At 65.2% G+C, this 17,971-nt stretch carries 14 protein-coding genes; 8 read left to right on the top strand and 6 right to left on the bottom strand.

Annotation, left to right across the window (positions count from 1 at the left end; translation table 11 throughout):
• Positions 1 to 86 precede the first annotated feature (86 nt).
• Positions 87 to 2,465 (top strand): phosphoketolase family protein, encoded by a 2,379-nt coding sequence (locus tag ACZ46K_RS18850; RefSeq protein WP_464744095.1) that lies wholly within the window; start codon positions 87 to 89, stop codon positions 2,463 to 2,465.
• A gap of 12 nt (positions 2,466 to 2,477) precedes the next feature.
• Here ACZ46K_RS18850 and ACZ46K_RS18845 read toward each other — a convergent pair whose 3' ends face one another.
• From ACZ46K_RS18845 to ACZ46K_RS18830, 4 genes are all read right to left on the bottom strand, one after another.
• Positions 2,478 to 3,257, bottom strand: a complete 780-nt coding sequence (locus tag ACZ46K_RS18845) for an HAD family hydrolase (protein WP_464744093.1) — start codon at positions 3,255 to 3,257, stop codon at positions 2,478 to 2,480.
• Between the two features lie 15 nt (positions 3,258 to 3,272).
• Complete coding sequence (locus tag ACZ46K_RS18840) at positions 3,273 to 5,696, bottom strand: glycoside hydrolase family 65 protein (protein ID WP_054810357.1); 2,424 nt, start codon at positions 5,694 to 5,696, stop codon at positions 3,273 to 3,275.
• Between the two features lie 41 nt (positions 5,697 to 5,737).
• Complete coding sequence (gene otsB, locus ACZ46K_RS18835) at positions 5,738 to 6,553, bottom strand: trehalose-phosphatase (protein WP_464744091.1); 816 nt, start codon at positions 6,551 to 6,553, stop codon at positions 5,738 to 5,740.
• Positions 6,554 to 6,632: 79 nt separating this feature from the next.
• Positions 6,633 to 7,622 carry a helix-turn-helix domain-containing protein gene (locus tag ACZ46K_RS18830; RefSeq protein ID WP_464749393.1) on the bottom strand — a complete coding sequence of 330 codons (990 nt, stop codon included), beginning with the start codon at positions 7,620 to 7,622 and terminating at the stop codon, positions 6,633 to 6,635.
• Between the two features lie 206 nt (positions 7,623 to 7,828).
• Here ACZ46K_RS18830 and ACZ46K_RS18825 point away from each other — a divergent pair, with 206 nt between their 5' ends.
• Positions 7,829 to 8,290 (top strand): 6,7-dimethyl-8-ribityllumazine synthase, encoded by a 462-nt coding sequence (locus ACZ46K_RS18825; RefSeq protein WP_054806157.1) that lies wholly within the window; start codon positions 7,829 to 7,831, stop codon positions 8,288 to 8,290.
• Positions 8,291 to 8,545: 255 nt separating this feature from the next.
• Here the strand turns inward: ACZ46K_RS18825 and ACZ46K_RS18820 are convergent, their stop codons facing one another.
• A complete protein-coding gene (locus tag ACZ46K_RS18820) occupies positions 8,546 to 9,688 on the bottom strand; it encodes an MFS transporter (RefSeq protein WP_054806156.1) in 1,143 nt (380 codons plus the stop codon).
• Complete coding sequence (locus tag ACZ46K_RS18815) at positions 9,685 to 10,578, bottom strand: PAC2 family protein (RefSeq protein WP_054806155.1); 894 nt, start codon at positions 10,576 to 10,578, stop codon at positions 9,685 to 9,687. The genes ACZ46K_RS18820 and ACZ46K_RS18815 overlap by 4 nt, the downstream gene beginning before the upstream one ends.
• Positions 10,579 to 10,629: 51 nt before the next feature.
• Between ACZ46K_RS18815 and metH the strand changes: the two genes are divergently transcribed.
• The 6 genes from metH (at position 10,630) to hisG (ending at position 17,949) form a co-directional block, all read left to right on the top strand.
• Positions 10,630 to 14,199 (top strand): methionine synthase, encoded by a 3,570-nt coding sequence (metH, locus tag ACZ46K_RS18810; protein WP_464744089.1) that lies wholly within the window; start codon positions 10,630 to 10,632, stop codon positions 14,197 to 14,199.
• Positions 14,192 to 14,905: an HAD family hydrolase gene (locus ACZ46K_RS18805; RefSeq protein WP_464744087.1), complete on the top strand. Its 714-nt coding sequence runs from the start codon at positions 14,192 to 14,194 to the stop codon at positions 14,903 to 14,905. Before metH ends, ACZ46K_RS18805 begins: the two co-directional genes overlap by 8 nt.
• Positions 14,906 to 14,907: 2 nt before the next feature.
• Positions 14,908 to 15,771, top strand: coding sequence for an oxygen-dependent tRNA uridine(34) hydroxylase TrhO (gene trhO, locus ACZ46K_RS18800; RefSeq protein WP_054807651.1), 864 nt, complete (start codon positions 14,908 to 14,910; stop codon positions 15,769 to 15,771).
• A 1-nt stretch (position 15,772) separates the two neighbouring features.
• Positions 15,773 to 16,660 carry a pseudouridine synthase gene (locus tag ACZ46K_RS18795; protein ID WP_054807649.1) on the top strand — a complete coding sequence of 296 codons (888 nt, stop codon included), beginning with the start codon at positions 15,773 to 15,775 and terminating at the stop codon, positions 16,658 to 16,660.
• Between the two features lie 37 nt (positions 16,661 to 16,697).
• Positions 16,698 to 16,979, top strand: coding sequence for a phosphoribosyl-ATP diphosphatase (locus tag ACZ46K_RS18790; RefSeq protein WP_199233311.1), 282 nt, complete (start codon positions 16,698 to 16,700; stop codon positions 16,977 to 16,979).
• A 100-nt stretch (positions 16,980 to 17,079) separates the two neighbouring features.
• The gene (gene hisG, locus ACZ46K_RS18785; protein ID WP_464744085.1) at positions 17,080 to 17,949 is read left to right on the top strand and encodes an ATP phosphoribosyltransferase; all 870 of its coding nucleotides are present in this window, start codon (positions 17,080 to 17,082) and stop codon (positions 17,947 to 17,949) included.
• The last annotated feature ends 22 nt before the right edge of the window (positions 17,950 to 17,971 follow it).

Here is a 17,971-nt window from a genome sequence, read left to right as displayed (position 1 = left end):
GGTGGGTACCGTTCTTCCAGAGGGTACGCGCACAGCCGATCGTGCAGCACGACGTCACGTTCGGGTTGCCGACGACGAGGAGTCCGATGCAGACCCCTGACACCGCTGAATCCAGCGCCCAGACCGGCGAGGGCCTACACGAACTCGATGCCTGGTGGCGGGCCGCCAACTACCTGTCGGTCGGGCAGATCTACCTCATGGGAAACCCTCTCCTGAGGGAACCACTACGTCCCGACCACATCAAACCGCGCCTACTCGGTCACTGGGGCACCACGCCGGGCCTCAACTTCATCTATGCGCACCTCAACCGCGCGATCCTCGCCCGAAACCTCGACATGATCTACGTCATGGGACCCGGCCACGGCGGGCCCGGACCGGTCGCCGCGGCGTGGCTCGAGGGCACCTACAGCGAAATCTATCCCGACGTCTCCCAAGATGAATCGGGCATGCGCCGCCTGTTCACTCAATTCTCCTTCCCCGGCGGAGTACCCAGCCACGTTGCTCCGGAGACCCCCGGATCCATCCACGAAGGAGGCGAACTCGGGTACTCGCTGTCCCACGCGTACGGCGCTGCATTCGACAACCCCGACCTCGTGGTCGCAGCGGTCATCGGAGACGGCGAAGCCGAAACCGGACCACTCGCCGCGAGCTGGCATTCCAACAAATTCGTCGATCCGCGCCGCGACGGGGCCGTACTTCCGATCCTGCACCTCAACGGATACAAGATCGCCAATCCCACACTTCTCGACCGCATCGGCGACGACGAACTCGAATCACTGCTTCGTGGATACGGACACGAACCGATCATCGTCTCCGGTCACGAACCCGACCACATGCACCGGCGCTTCGCCGACGCGCTCGATCGCAGTCTCGATCGGATCACCGAGATCCAGCAAGAGGCACGGCAATCCGGCCGCAGTGACCGACCCGTGTGGCCGATGATCGTGCTGCGTTCCCCGAAAGGCTGGACCGGACCGGTGGAGGTCGACGGACTTCCCATGGAGGGGACCTGGCGGGCACATCAAGTGCCCTTTGCGAACGTCCGCGACAACGACGAGCACCGACGCATCCTCGAACACTGGATGCGCAGTTACCGGCCCGAAGAACTGTTCGACGGCTGTGGAGCACCGGTTCCGGCCGTTCGTGACCTGCACCCCACCGGACCTCGACGCATGAGCGCCAATCCGCACACCAACCCCACCCTCCGTGATCTCGCCCTTCCCCCCTTCCGCGACCACGCGGTCGCGGTCGACAGACCCGGGCACGAATTCGCCGAATCCACACGGATTCTGGGCACGTTCCTTCGCGACGTCGTGCGGCGCAACCCGACAACCTTCCGCATGTTCGCACCCGACGAGCACAACTCCAACCGCCTCGGCGACGTCCTCGACGCCACCGATCGCACCTGGAACGCCGAAACCCTGCCGACCGACGAACACCTCGCACCCGACGGCCGGGTCATGGAGATCCTGTCCGAGCACACCTGCCAGGGCTGGCTCGAGGGATACCTGCTGACCGGACGACACGGCCTGTTCTCCTGCTACGAGGCGTTCGTACACATCGTCGACTCGATGGTCAACCAACATGCCAAATGGCTGCGCACCACCAACCGGATCGAGTGGCGTCGACCGATCCCGTCGCTCAACTACCTCCTCACCTCGCACGTGTGGCGGCAAGATCACAACGGGTTCTCCCATCAGGACCCCGGATTCATCGATCACGTCGTCAACAAGAAGTCCGACGTGATCCGCGTCTACCTACCACCGGACGCCAACACCCTGCTCTCGGTCGCCGACCACTGTCTACGCACCCGTCAGTACATCAATGTCATCGTCGCCGGGAAACAACCACAGCCGCAGTACCTGTCCATCGAGGACGCCATCGTCCACTGCACCAAAGGCATCGGGATCTGGGACTGGGCCGGCACCGACCGCGCCGCAGAACCCGACGTGGTACTCGCCTGCGCAGGCGACGTTCCCACCATGGAAACCCTCGCCGCAGTGGAGATCCTCCACGAATGGTTCCCCGACCTGCTGATCCGGGTGGTGAACGTTGTCGACCTCATGCGTCTCCAGGACGACCGAGAACACCCGCACGGATTACCCGACGCCGATTTCGACGCCCTCTTCACCACCGACACACCCGTCGTGTTCGCCTACCACGGGTACCCGTGGCTCATCCACCGACTCACCTACCGCCGCCGCAACCACGACAACATCCACGTGCGCGGATACATCGAAGAGGGCACCACCACAACCCCGTTCGACATGTGCGTCCTCAACGGGATCGACCGCTTCGATCTGGCACTGGACGTCATCGACCGCGTCGAACGCATCCGCCCGGCCGCCGCCTACGCCCGCGAACACCTGAAGAACACGTTGATCAGGCACCGGCAGTACATCCGGGAGTACGGCGAGGACATCCCGGAGATCGCCGACTGGCGCTGGCACGGCCTCAACTCGTGAACAGACTCGGAGTCAATGTGCACGCCGCTCCAACCGTCCGGCGGCGAACGCCTCACGGTCCACATCATCGAGCGAGGTCACGACGAGATCTGCACCCGCCTGCAGCAACTCGTGCTCGTCGCGGGCACGCGCCACACCGAGCGTGACCATCGCGCCGGCCTTAGCGGCCTGAACGCCGCTGACTGCGTCCTCGACCACCACGCACCGTTCCGGAGCCACACCGAGTTCGGCGGCCGCGGTGAGAAAAATTTCCGGATCCGGCTTGCCCCTGGTGAAATCGCGACCCGACAGGTCTGCGTCGAACACGTCGAGCAACGATGTGTCGCCACCGCCGAACTCTCCGAGCCGGATCGCCCGTAGGAAGCGGTGCGCATTCTTCGAGGACGACGCCGCCGCGACGGGAATGCCTGCGGCTCGCACCGCCATCACCAACCGCACCCCGTCGGCATACGCGTCGAACCGGGCCTCTTCGATCAACCGGAGCAGCATCGCCTGCTTACGCTCCGCGTACTCGCTCTCACGCTGCTGCGCGTCGGGTACCCCGAAGTACTCGAGGCAGGCCAGTGCTCCCTCGTGCCGAGGCTTCCCGGACAGCACCTCGCGGTAGACGCGCGAGGTGAATGAGTCCGGCGACCATGTGGAACGCTCGGCTGCCTCCTGCCACGGGCCCGTCATGAGCTCGGCCAGCGACTCCCGCCAGGCCACTTCGTGTGGTGAATCGACGAGAACACCGTCGACGTCGAATATCACACCTGCGAAACCCATTGCGGGCGAACTCTCATCGCGTGTCATGGCGATCCCCCTCGTTCAGGCAGGTAGGGGAGTGGTCGGGACCTGGAACTCGTGCGATTGCCCCGCCTCGAGTTGTACTGTCTCTCCGTTCACTCCCACCCGCACCGGCACCCGGAACCCCTCGACCTCCGCGAGCACCGACAATGTCTCACCGGAGATCTGCACTCGCAGCGGGGTACCCCGATACCTCATGGAGAACGACACCCCGTCGAGGTGGGGGAGCAGCCGCGGCCGGAACATCAGCACACCGTCGTAGATCCGGGCCCCGACGTAGTAGCGCTGCACCAGATCGAGAGTCCCGGCCATGACACCCATGTGGATCCCCTCCTTGGTGGTGCCGCCCTGCAGATCGCTCACATCGCTCTCGAGGGCCACCTTGAACCGCTCCCACGACGAGTCGGGATCGAATCCCGACAGCACACCCGCGTACGCGACGAAACTGAGCGTGGAGCCGTGCGAGGTACGCTCGTCGTAGTAGTCGACCGTGCGCCGCACGAGATCTCGGTCGTACTCGTAACCGAGACGGTCGAAGATCGGCCGCAACTCGTTGTCGTCGAACAGGAAGAACAGCATCACCGCATCCGCCTGTTTCGACACCTTGAATCGGTTGGGATCGTGCCCCTCGGCGCGGAGGATCCGATCCATCCGCTGAATGTTCGGATACGCCGCGCGATAGTGATCCCAATCGACCTCGTCGAGCTTCTCGTAGCCCTCGAACTGGCTGATCACCCCGTCGTGGAACGGGACGAACATCTTCCGGCTCATCTCCGACCAACGCTGCAGTTCCTCGTTGGTCACGCGCAGCGCTGCCCTCAGCGCCGTCTGCCTGCTCGTCGACATCAGTTCGAGTACCTCGATCGCCTTCGCGGCGATCCACGACACCATCACGTTCGTGTACGCGTTGTTGTGCAGCCCGGCCTCGTCCGAACCGGGGTAGCGCTCGTGGAACTCGTCGGGCCCCATCACCCCGTGGATCTCGTAGCGGTCCCGCTCGGGGTTGTACTCGGCTATCGACGCCCAGAATCGGGTGATCTCGAGCATCATCTCCGCGCCCTGGTCGGCGAGGAACTCGAAGTCGTCGGTCGCCTGGTAATACCGCCACACGTTGTAGAAGATCGCCGCACTCACGTGTCGCTGATGCCGGCTCAGATCCGGATCCCACAGACCCGACAGCGGATTGAGATGGACGAGCTGGGTCTCCTCCGTCCCGTCCGATCCGCTCTGCCACGGGTACATCGCACCCCGGTACCCTGCTTCGGCCGCCGAGGCCTGAGCCTCGGCCAACCGCCGGTACCGATACATGATCAGCCCCTTGGTGACCTCCGGAATCCTCAGATCCAGGAAGGGATACACGTACAACTCGTCCCAGAAGACATGTCCGCGATAAGCCTCGCCGTTGAGTCCGCGAGCCGGAACCCCCGCATCCAGGCGCGACGTGTGACGCGAACACACCTGGAGAACATGCGCGACGTGCAGGCGCAGCAGCAACTGCGTCCGGGGCTCCCGGGGAAGGCGGATATCGCAGATGTCCCACAGCTCTTCCCACGCCGCGGCGTGCTCGAGATATGCCGCGGCGAAATCCGAGTAACGCAACACATGTCGGCCGGCGGACGCGAGCGGCTCGGTGATCGCATCATCACGTGAGGTGAACATCGACACGATCTTCTCGACCCGGACCGTGCTGCCTTCGGTGACGTCGAATGCCAGGACCTGCTGGATGTAGTCTTCCATCTGATACAGGTCGCGCTCGACATCGGTGGGCTCGGTATCGCTGCCGAAGAAGACCCGGGTGCGCGCGGCCTGCGCGATGTAGATGTCCGACTGCCGGATCTGAACCTTCAATGCGATGGTGTCGGGAGCGAAGGTGCGGGGTGTCACCGGATCGAGATGACGACCTTCGAGATCACGGTAACGGGCGACCGCACGGTTCGACACACGACCGTCGATCGCCGAGACGATCTCGATGCGGCCGGACCAGTTCTCGGGCGTGAGCGCCCACTCGAGTGCGCCCTGGTGCGAGTGCGCCATGCTGACGAATCGCCGGCTCACCAGCGATGTCTCGCGGCTGTTCCGGTCACGAAAGCGCATTTCGCGGATGACTGTCGCGGTGCGAATGTCGTACACGTGCCGGTAGGACAGCACCTCGACGTTCGACAACCGGATTGCATCCTCACCGTCGATGCGCAGTTTGAGGACGAGCCAGTTCGGGAGGTTGACCAGATCTTCGTTGTGGACGGGGCTTCCGCCCATGATCGTCGTCTCGCGGTTGTAGCAGCGGTGCGCATACGTGCCGGGGTAGTGGATCTCGCTCGTGTCCTCCCACTCGGCCGTACCGCGAGTGCAGAAGTATCCGTTGCCGGTCGAGGTCATCGATTCCCGCAGGCCTTCTGCCTCGGGATCGAACCCGTCGTACGCGAGGCTGAACTCGGGGTCGTGCACGGATTACCTCCTGGCGGTCGAGCCGTTCGGCTACATGCTCGTCAAGAACTCAACTCGGAGAGGAAGCGTGCCACGTCGTCCACCGATGCGAGCCCGAATTCGGCTGCGGTGACGCGATTGTTCATCTCGGGATCATCGGGGCTGCCCACGAGAATCGCGATTCCGGTGTCGCGGATGGCGGCGAACGCGTCCTCGTCGGTGATGTCGTCGCCGAGGTACATCGGGACGATGTCGTCGGAGTCGAGGCCGAGCACGTCGATCAGGTGCAGGACGGCCTTGCCCTTGTTCCAGTCGACCGCCGGCCGCAGTTCGTAGACCATCTTCCCGGGAATCATCTCGAGTCGATCGGGCAGCTCGTCGAGCAACGCGTGGACGACGTCGTGTGTGTGTCGACGTGCCTGCGGTGCGGCGTTTCGGTAGTGCACAGCCACCGAGGCCCTCTTCGGTTCGAGAGTGACCCCGTCGGTGTCGGCGAGTCGTTCGCGCAGCGTGGCAGTGGTGTCGGCGACGAGTTCGGTGAAGTCGCCGAGGGAATCGGGGGAGATCACGCCCTGACCGGGCTTCCAGATGTCGAAGCCGTGACTTCCGGCGACGGTGAGGTCGTCGATGCCCATCAATCGCTGGACGACTGCGCGGTCGCGGCCGGTGACGATGCATACGGGGCAGCGGTCGGCCAATGCACGGACAGTGCTCCGCATGGTGTCGGACAGGACGGCCGCTTCGGGCCTGTCGACGATGGGGGTGAGCACGCCGTCGTAGTCGAGGAAGACCGCCGGCCTGCGTCCGCTCAATCGACTTGCCAGAACCGCCGAGTCGAGCGCCGAGGGAAGGTCCCCGACCGCCGACGTGGAATCCATCTCGGCCGAACCTCCTGTTGTGCGTGAACTGCCACCTCGAACCGTACAGGCACTCGGCGGGTGGGTCAGTGGATGGGGCTCAGTGGATGGGGCGGCGCCAGCGCGCTTCGTCGGCGGTCAGTTGTGCGCGCACGTGTTCGGCGGCCTCCTGGTTTCGGAACGGCCCCGACAACAGGTCTGCATAGACGTGCGACGGCGCCACGCTTCGCAGAGACCGGGAGCGATCCATCCGATCGAACACCACCGGCGACCACGGAATCGCGACCACCACGTCGCCACCACGGTCCACGGGGCGCAGCCCCAAGGCCCCGGCGAAATCGTCCGGGTCGTCGGCGTACAGCTCGAGGACGTCGGATTCTGCGTAATCGGTGGCACCGACACCGCTGAGCGCGTAGGAAATGTCGATCCGCTCGGCGAGTTGGTTGCGCACGATCTCGAGGCCGTCCGGCGCCGCGAAGCGACGGGTCGCGCACATCTTCCGATCGGCTGCCCACGCACGGAGCATCTGTTCCCACCGCACCTCGGTGATGCTCCCGCGGGGGATACGACGGATGAACTCGCGCTCCACGAGCACCTCCACCACACGGTAGGTGGCGCCCGTTGATGCGCCGGAGAGCGTGATCAGTTCGGGCACTGTCATCTCGCCGGAGTGATCGGCGAGGGCGCGGACCACCCGATCGGAAGGTTCCCCGGTCAGCACACCGGAAGGGCGACCCGGGCCGCGCCACGGATCCGCGTCGGCTCCGCGATTGCGCACCCACACAGCCGGCCGGGACGCGACCAGCGTGAGGTTGCCGGTGGCGTCCGCATACGAGATGCCATGCTGGTCGAGCTGGCGGCGCACGGGATCGGACAGGTAGTGGGCGCACACGAAACCGCGGTCGGAGTCGGAGAGTTCGGCGGCGATGCGCGCGATGTCGCCGCTGAGGACGCCGCGGGACGCGACGATCGCGAACGACACCGACTCACCCTCGGGGGAGGTGACGACCAATCGTTGAGGGGCCTCGGGGGAGCGAGGTCTGTCGCTGGACATCGTCCATCCGAGGGGCAGGCACGCTTCGAGGCACATCGATGCTCGGCGATAGATGTCGATCGGCCGTTCCGGCTTGGGGCCGGCGGCGGCGGTATCCGGTGTGTCCTGTTGCGTCACATCCGTCACACTATCAGTCTGTGCGGGACGGAATACCTGGTTAAACGAAAATAGTGGTCCTGTAGTGCGCATCACATCGGTACAAGCCGCAAAGTGGGGTAGGTCGATGCGCTAACTTCATCGACATGAGTGACACCGCGCGTCGTATCGCGTTCATCCAGGCCACATGGCATCGCACTATCGTCGACCAGGCGAGGGAAGGCTTCACCGACGAGATCGTCGGCCGAGGGTATGCGAAGGACACGCTCGATTTCTTCGAGGTTCCGGGGGCATTCGAGATCCCGCTGCACGTCCAGCGCCTCGCTCGCTCGGGCCGATACGACGCGATCGTCGCCGCCGGCCTGGTCGTGGACGGCGGCATCTATCGGCACGACTTCGTGGCCACGGCCGTGATCGACGGTCTGATGCGCGTGCAGCTCGACACGGATGTTCCGGTGTTCTCGGTTGTGCTGACCCCGCATCACTTCCATGAGCACGACGAGCACATCGGTTACTACACGCGCCACTTCGTCACCAAGGGAGCGGAAGCTGCGCGTGCTGTCGATGCGACGGTGAAGTCTCTTCGCGCACTTCCGGTAGGGGAGTAGTGGGGGCCTGGTGGCTCTCGGCCCCGGCGGGGGAGTCACACTTCCCGGAGGCGTAGAAGCCGTCGGGAAGCGGAGGACCGCCTCGAAGGTCCCGATGTCGGGGTGACCCGACGTGTAACGAGCGATCCGCTGTCTACGAGAGTCGCACGGGCGCTTACCTCGAACTATTCTGAACCATACGGAATAGCGATAAAAGCAGAATAAACCATCACCACAATCACGGATCTCACGTAACACCACGACAGCAAGAGGCATTCAAAGATCCGTGTCCGGCACCGGATCTTTCGGCATCATCAGCGGCGCCATCACGGCGAGCAGCACCGCCGGTACAACGAACGACGCGGTCGGATGGGTGGAATACAGGGGAGTCAATGCAACGGGTGCGAGAGCCGCCCCACCGAAGCGGAATGCCAGGACCACCGACACCGCACCCCCGCGATTGCCGCCGGAGTCGCCGAGAACCGCAGCGTTCGCCGCCACCAGGACGCACTGGGAGGCAATTCCGGCCACGAACCACACCACCGCGATGACGGCGATGCTGCCCAGCGTCCCAGCTGCGACGACGAGGACACCGCCGGCAACTGCACCGATCAGAACTGCGCGGTGTGCGCCGATCCGGTCGATGAGCGTTCCTACACGGCGGGCCGTGAGGATCCCCGCCAACCCGAACACCGTGAGCAGCGCACCTCGACCTGTGGGAGAGAGGCCGAAATCGTCCTCCACGCGGAATGCGAGGAGGAATCCCAAGCCCCCGAGTGCTCCGAAGCCGAGGAGTGCGACAACCCCGACCCTGAGCACCCGCGGCCGCAGCGCGTCGCGGAGTCGGGCCGGACCGTCCTCGACCTCGTCCATCCGGCCCGGCAAACCGATCACGGCGAGTACAACGGCCGCGGCGGCAAGTACGACGAATGCCCATCTCCAGTTCACCTCCGCGGCGAGACCGCCGACAAGCGGTGCTGTGGTCTGCCCGGCCGCCTGCATCGCGCCGAACAGGCCGAGTGCACGACCCAGAGACTCACGTGGCGTGATCGCCGCCAACGCCGCGAGCAGCAGGGGAGTGGTGAACGCGTTTCCTGCGCCCTGCAGCATGCGAGCGCCGATCAGCAGCGAGAACGTCGGCGCGAGCGCCGCAGCGACCGAGACCACCGCGTACACGACGTAGGCGGTACGCACAGTCCGCAACCGGCCCCAGCGTGCGCCGAGGGTTCCGGAGAACAACATGAACACGGCGAACACGCCCAGGTACGCGGTGACCGTGGTCGCGGCGACCCCGGCAGACACTCCTGTGTCTTCCCCGATTTCGGGCAGCATCGACACCACGACGCCGCCACCGAACGGGCCGAGGAATCCCCCGACGTACAGTGCCGCGCGCTGGAGCGATTCTCGATGACCGCTCACTGAGCGAACCCGCCGGGGCCTCTCCGTCGCAGATAGCGTTCGAATTCGGCGGCCAGGGCGTCGCCGTCGATCTTGGAGATCACCTCGGAGATGTCGGTTTCGGCGTCGCCGCGCTCCTCGAGACCTCGGACGTAGTCGGTGATGTCCTCATCGTCCTCGGTCATCGAGGTGACGGTCTCTTCCCATTCCTCTGCCAGGGCGGGGAGTTCACCGAGCGGGACCTCGACATCGAGTACGTCTTCGAGGCGGCGTAGCAGCGCGACCGTAGCTTTGGGGTTCGGTGGGTGTGACACGTAGTGGGGGACGGCCGCCCAGAAGGACACCGCGGGGATGCCGGCGCGCACGCAGGCGTCCTGCAGGACCCCGTTTATGCCTGTCGGGCCTTCGTACCGCGATTTCTCGAGGTTGAATCGCTTGGCCGCGTCGGCGCTGTAGGCGGTGCCGGTGACCGGTACCGGTCGAGTGTGCGGTGTGTCGGCGAGCAGGGCGCCGAGCACCACGACGGTGTGGATACCCAGGTCGTCGACGAGTTCGAGGATGGCATCGCAGAAGTCGCGCCAGCGCATGTTGGGTTCGATGCCGCGCATCAGTACGACGTCGCGGTCGCTGCCCGGCGGGGAACACGCGGACAGACGGGTCGCGGGCCACTCGATCTGTCGGGTCACGCCGTCGACAAGGCGGACTTGGGGGCGGTTGACCTGGTAGTCGTAGTACTCCTCGGAGTCCAGTTCGGCGAAGGGTTCGGCGTCCCAGATCAGTTCGAGGTGCTCGACAGCCCCGGTTGCGGCGTCGCCGGCGTCGTTCCATCCTTCGAACGCGGCGACGAGCACCGGGTTGCGGAGTTCGGGAACTGCCTGCTCCGGGGTCTCGGGATACTCACTTGCACTCACCCGTCCAGCCTACGGCGGGGTGTGGTTTGTGCGCCCACTACTCTGGTTGCCATGTCCACCCCACTGAACTCTGCCTTGTTCGATGCGCTGAAGCAGCGTGTTGTCATCGGAGACGGGGCGATGGGCACCATGTTGCAGGCTGCGGATCTGTCACTCGACGACTTCCGTGGCCTCGAGGGGTGCAACGAGATCTTGAACGAGACTCGTCCCGATGTGATCAAGGGGATCCACCGGGCGTACTTCGAAGCCGGAGCCGACATCGTGTCGACCAACACCTTCGGCTGCAACCTGCCCAACCTCGCCGATTACGACATTTCCGACCGCATTCGTGACCTCTCCGAGCGCGGTACCCGCCTTGCTCGGGAGGTGGCGGACGAGATGGGTCCGTCCGCCGACGGTGTACCTCGGATGGTCCTGGGGTCGATGGGCCCGGGAACCAAGTTGCCCACCCTCGGCCATGCCCCGTTCGATGTACTGCGCGACGCCTACGGCGAAGCTGCGCTGGGCATGCTTGACGGTGGTGCCGATGCGATCCTCGTGGAGACCTGCCAGGACCTGTTGCAGGCGAAGGCGGCGATCATCGGTAGTCGCCGCGCGATGGAGCAGGCAGGGCTGCGGATCCCGATCATCGCGCACGTCACGGTCGAGACCACCGGCACGATGCTGCTCGGTTCGGAGATCGGGGCCGCGCTCACCGCGTTGGAGCCGCTCGGTATCGATCTGATCGGGCTGAACTGTGCGACAGGTCCCGCCGAGATGAGCGAGCACCTGCGGTACCTGTCGCAGCACGCCCGCATCCCGGTGTCGGTGATGCCGAACGCCGGTCTGCCGGTGCTCGGCAAGAACGGCGCCGAGTACCCACTGCAACCGGACGAGCTGGCCGCGGCGCTGGCCGGGTTCGTCTCCGAGTTCGGGCTCTCGCTGGTCGGTGGGTGCTGCGGCACGACTCCGGAGCACATCCGTCAGGTTGCCGAAGCGGTACGTGCAGCGCAGCCGGCGAAGCGGAACCCGGTGCGCGAGCCGGGTGTGGCGTCGCTGTACACGGCGGTGCCGTTCGAGCAGGATGCGTCGATCCTGATGATCGGTGAGCGCACCAACACCAACGGGTCGAAGGCGTTCCGTGAGGCGATGCTCGCCGGCGACTGGGAGAAGTGCGTCGACGCCGCCAAGGACCAGGTGCGCGACGGTGCGCACATGCTCGACCTCAATGTCGACTACGTGGGTCGTGACGGCGCACTCGACATGGCCGAGCTCGCATCGCGGTTCGCCACCGCATCGACACTGCCCATCATGATCGACTCGACCGAGCCGGAGGTGATCCGGGCGGGTCTCGAGCATCTCGGTGGTCGGTGCGCCGTGAACTCGGTGAACTACGAGGACGGTGTGGGGCCGGGGTCGCGGTTCCAGCGGATCATGGAGCAGGTCGTCGAGCACGGCGCCGCCGTGGTGGCACTGACGATCGACGAGGAAGGTCAGGCGCGTACCGCTGAGCACAAGGTGCGGATCGCCGAGCGTCTGATCACCGATCTGACGCAGAACTGGGGCCTCGCACCCGACGACATCATCGTGGACGCATTGACGTTTCCCATTTCGACCGGGCAGGAGGAGGTGCGGCGCGACGCGATCGAGACGATCGAGGCGATCCGCGAGCTCCACCGCCTGCACCCGCGGGTGCATTTCACACTCGGTGTGTCGAATGTGTCGTTCGGTCTGAACCCGGCGGCGCGGCAGGTGCTCAACTCGGTGTTCTTGAACGAGTGCACAGACGCCGGCCTCGACACCGCGATCGTGCACGCGTCGAAGATCCTGCCGATGGCGCGGATCCCGGACGAGCAGCGACAGGTCGCGTTGGATCTGGTGTACGACCGGCGCCGCGAGGGTTACGACCCGTTGCAGAAGCTGATGGAGTTGTTCGAGGGCGTGTCAGCGGCGTCGGCGCGCGAATCCCGCGCGCAGGAGCTCGCTGCGTTGCCGCTGTTCGAGCGGCTGGAGCGGCGGATCGTGGACGGTGAGCGGAACGGTCTCGAAGCGGATCTCGACGAGGCGATGAAGACGGTGCCTCCACTGGCGATCATCAACGAGACCTTGCTGTCGGGAATGAAGACCGTCGGTGAGCTGTTCGGGTCCGGGCAGATGCAGTTGCCGTTCGTGTTGCAGTCCGCTGAGGTGATGAAGGCGGCGGTGGCACATCTCGAACCGCACATGGAGTCGACGGGTGACGACGGCAAGGGCCGGATCGTGCTGGCGACCGTCAAGGGCGATGTGCACGACATCGGTAAGAACCTCGTGGACATCATCCTGTCGAACAACGGGTATGAGGTGGTCAACCTCGGTATCAAGCAGCCGATCTCGACGATCCTCGAAGCAGCGGTCGACAAGCGCGCCGATGTGATCGGTATGTCCGGTCTGCTGGTGAAGTCGACCGTGGTGATGAAGGAGAACCTCGAGGAGCTGAACTCGCGGGGTGTCTCGGAGCAGTTCCCGGTGCTTCTCGGTGGTGCGGCGCTCACTCGGAGTTACGTCGAGAACGATCTCGCCGAGGTGTACGCGGGTGAGGTGTCGTACGCGCGCGATGCGTTCGAGGGCCTGACGTTGATGGACCGTGTGATGGCGATCAAGCGTGGTGAAGGTCCGGATCCGAACAGCCCGGAGGCGCTCGAAGCCGCGCGCAAGGTGGCCGAACGCAAGGAGCGGCACGAGCGCAGCAAGCGGATCGCGGAGAAGCGGAAAGCGGAGGAGACTCCGGCGGTGATCCCCGAGCGCAGTGATGTGGGGGCGGATCTGCCGGTGCCGACGCCTCCGTTCTGGGGTACGCGGGTGGTCAAGGGCGTCGCGTTGGCCGAATATTCGTCGTTGGTGGACGAGCGGGCGTTGTTCCTCGGGCAGTGGGGTCTGCGGGGGCAGCGTGCCGGTGACGGTCCGACGTACGAGGAGTTGGTGGAGTCCGAGGGCCGGCCGCGGTTGCGGTATTGGCTGGATCGACTGTCGACCGAGGGCATCCTGCAGCACGCTGCGGTGGTGTATGGGTATTTCCCGGCGGTGTCCGAGGGCGATGATGTGGTGATTCTGACGGAGCCGCGTCCGGATGCTCCGGAGCGGTACCGGTTCACTTTCCCGCGGCAGCAGCGGTCGCGGTTCTTGTGCATCGCCGATTTCGTGCGGTCGCGTAAGGATGCGATCGCGTCGGGTGAGGTCGATGTGTGGCCGTTCCAGTTGGTGACGATGGGGCAGCCGATCGCGGATTTCGCGAACGAGTTGTTTGCGTCGAACTCGTACCGCGACTATCTGGAGGTGCACGGCATCGGTGTGCAGTTGACCGAGGCCTTGGCCGAGTACTGGCATCGGCGGATCCGGCAGGAGCTGGCCTTCTCCGGTGGCGGTACAGCTGCGGACGAGGATCCGGACGAGGTGGCCGAGTACTTCAAGCTCGCGTACCGGGGTGCTCGTTTCGCGTTCGGGTACGGTGCGTGTCCGGATCTCGAGGATCGGATCAAGCTCGTCGAGTTGCTCGAGCCCGAGCGCATCGGGGTGGAGTTGTCGGAGGAGTTGCAGTTGCATCCTGAGCAGTCGACCGATGCATTCGTGTTGCACCACCCGGAGGCCAAGTACTTCAATGTCTGAGTTGATCAGCGACGTACGCGCTGAGGCGCGCCCGGCGGGTGCGTTGCAGGCGGTGTTGTGGGACATGGACGGCACGCTGCTCGAATCGGAGCAGTTGTGGGATATCGGGATGCGCGAGTTGTCGTTGAATCTCGGTGGGCCGATGTCGGAGGAGACTCGGATCTCGACGATCGGGGGTCCGCTCGATCTGTCGGTGTGGCGCGCGTTCGACGGTCTGGGGCTCGATCCGACGCCGGACGAGCAGACGGCCGCGGAGGACTGGCTCAATGCGTTCATGGCGGAGTTGTTCGCTCGAGGGTTGCCGTGGCGGCCGGGTGCGCGGGAGGCGCTGGGTTCGGTGCGCGCGTCGGGGCTCGGTCAGGCGTTGGTGACGAACACGGGTCGGGCGTTGTGTGATGTCGCGCTCGAGACTCTCGGCCGTGAGCATTTCGATCACACGGTGTGTGGCGACGAGGTGCCGGCGGGCAAGCCGGATCCGGCGCCGTATCTTCGGGCGGCGGAGTTGCTGGGGCTCGATCCGGCGTCGTGTCTGGCGGTGGAGGATTCGCCGACCGGGGCGGCGGCTGCGGATGCAGCGGGGTGCACGGTGCTGGTGGTGCCGTCGTTGACGTCGGTGCCGACCTCGCCGCGGCGGGTGTTCCGTTCGACGCTGGAAGGTCTGTCTGTGGCTGAGCTGCACGGACTGCATGCATCCGGACGGCTGTGATCGTGGCTGTTCCGAAGATCGTTCTGTTCTACAAGTTCACGGTGTTGCCTGACCCGGAGGCCATCCGGTTGTGGCAGCACACTCTGGCGGCGGCGAATGGGTTGACCGGCCGGATCCTGATCTCCGAGCACGGCATCAACGGCACTGTCGGTGGGGATATCGCTGCGGTGAAGAAGTATGTGCGCGGGTTGCGGGGCTATCCGGCGTTCCATGATGTGGACGTCAAGTGGTCCGATGGCGCGGGCGACGATTTCCCGCGGTTGTCGGTGAGGGTGCGTCCGGAGATCGTCACGTTCGGTGTGCCGGACGAGGTCGAGGTCGATGAGAGCGGTGTGGTCGGCGGCGGGACGCATCTGTCGCCCCACGCCGTCCATGCGTTGATGGCCGAGCGGGACGATGTGGTGTTCTTCGACGGCCGCAACAAGCTCGAGGCGCAGATCGGGCGGTTCCGGGATGCGGTGGTGCCCGATGTGGACACCACCAGAGAGTTCATCGCGGAGCTGGACAGCGGCCGGTACGACCATCTCAAGTCGAAGCCGGTGGTCACGTACTGCACGGGTGGGGTGCGGTGCGAGGTGTTGTCGGTGTTGATGCGCAATCGTGGTTTCGAAGAGGTGTACCAGTTGGACGGCGGGATCGTCCGGTACGGCGAGACGTTCGGTGATGCCGGTTTGTGGGAGGGCTCGCTGTACGTGTTCGACGGTCGGATGAACGTGGAGTTCTCCGCGGACGCGGTCACGTTGGGTCGCTGCGCGCTGTGTGGGACGCCGACGTCGCGGTACCGCAATCATCCCGATGTCGATGGTCGTGAGTTGACGTTGGTGTGCGAGGGGTGCGTTCCGGACACGGCCGAAGCCGGGCTCTGACGTGGCGGGTGCGCCGTTGCCGGTGCGCGACGGGTTGGGTCCCGATCGGCTCCGCATGCCGGTCGAAGGTACCGCGCGCACCGTGCTCGGGTTCTTGCTCGTCGAGCATCCTGAGGAGGATTGGCACACCCGGATGGCGGCGCGGGAGCTCGTCGACGAGCACGGGCGGCCGGTGGATGAGGTGACCCGGTTCCAGCCGGGCCGGTTCGTGTATTTCTATCGGGAGCCGCCGCCGGAGACGCCGGTGCCGTTCCCGGTGGAGGTGCTGTATGACGGTGACGGGCTGGTGGTGGTCGACAAGCCGCATTTCCTGTCGACGATCCCGCGGGGTGCACATATCCGGGAGACAGTGACGGTGCGGTTGCGGCGGGACCTGGAGCTGCCGGATCTGGTGCCGGTGCATCGGCTCGATCGGATGACGGCCGGAGTGTTGTTGTGCACGACGGATCGGTCGTTGCGGCGCCCGTATCAGGCTTTGTTCGAGCAGCAACGGGTGAGGAAGGTGTACGAAGCGATCGCCGGGTATCGACCGGAGTTGGAGTTTCCGCGCACGGTGCGGACGCGGATCGTCAAGCGGCACGGTGAGTTGACGGCGACGCAGGTGGCGGGGGAGCCGAATTCGGAGACTTTGATCGAACTCGTGGAGCAGCGTGGTGGGCGGGCTCGCTATCGGCTGTACCCGCGGACGGGTCGTACGCATCAGTTGCGGCTGCACCTGTTGTCGTTGGGTGTGCCGATCGAGGGGGACAATTTCTACCCGGCGTTCGTGCGCCGCGCGCCGGGGCAGTTCACCGATCCGCTGCAGTTGCTGGCGCGCACGTTGGAGTTCACGGATCCGGTGAGTGGACGGGTGCGGCGGTTCGACAGTATGCGGGACTTGTCGTGGTGAGCGACGGGCGTCCTGATTGTGGGTGCGGGGGCGCGGCATGAAACAATCGGTTTCCGTGAAGACCTTCGAATCCCTGTTCGCCGAGCTGACCGAGCGTGCTGCGACCCGTCCTGAGGGTTCCGGCACCGTTGCTGCGTTGGATGCCGGTGTCCATGCGCAGGGCAAGAAGGTACTCGAGGAAGCCGGCGAAGTGTGGATCGCCGCCGAGTACCAGTCCGATGAGGAGCTCGCCGAGGAGATCTCGCAGCTGCTGTACTGGACGCAGGTGTTGATGGTGGGGCGTGGACTGAAGCTCGAGGACGTCTACAAGCATCTGTGACGGCCGGTGACCGCTGTCTTCGTGGCGGGTGCGCCGTCCGTGCCTCGGATGTGTCCTGATCGATCTTCTTGTCCCCTTACCGTCCGAAAGGATTTCTTCGATGCTGCGCGTTGCAGTTCCCAACAAGGGTTCGTTGTCCGAGTCTGCCGCCGAGATTCTGCGGGAGGCCGGTTATCGCTGGCGTTCCGATTCTCGGGATCTGACCGTGATCGACCCGGTCAACGAAGTCGAGTTCTTCTTCTTGCGTCCGAAGGACATCGCGATCTACGTCGGGTCGGGTGAGCTCGATCTGGGCATCACCGGCCGGGATCTGGCGTTGGATTCGGGTGCGCCCGTCGCCGAGCGGTTGTCGTTGGGCTTCGGGTCGTCGCGGTTCCGGTATGCAGGACCGAAGGATCGTGCGTGGAGGATCGAGGATCTGCAGGGTCTGCGGATCGCGACGTCGTACGCGAATCTGGTGCGTAGGGATCTGGCCGAGCGTGGTATCGAGGCGACGGTGATCCGGCTCGATGGTGCGGTGGAGATCTCGATCCAGCTCGGTGTCGCGGATGCGATCGCCGATGTGGTGGGCTCGGGTCGTACGTTGCGCCAGCATGATCTGGTGGCGTTCGGGGAGTCGTTGTGCGACTCGGAGGGTGTGTTGATCGAGCGGGAGGGCGCGGACCGGACCGATCGGGCCCGCAACCAGCTGATCGCCCGGCTCGAGGGTGTGGTGTTCGCGCAGCAGTACGTGATGATCGATTACGACTGCCCGAAGCACCTTCTCGACGCTGCGGTGAAGGTGACTCCCGGTTTGGAGTCGCCGACGATCTCGCCGTTGGCGAACGACTATTCGGTGGCGGTGCGGGCGATGGTGCCGCGTAAGGGACACAATGCGGTGATGGATCAGCTTGCGGAGATCGGTGCCCGCGCGATCCTGGCGTCGGATATCCGGTCGTGCCGCGCGATGCGGGGCGTCACCGCGGAGTAGTGGGGCGTCGCCCCCGCTGCGG

Source organism: Rhodococcus sp. JCM 9793 (assembly GCF_055380405.1).
This window is presented reverse-complemented; position numbering and strand designations above follow the sequence as displayed.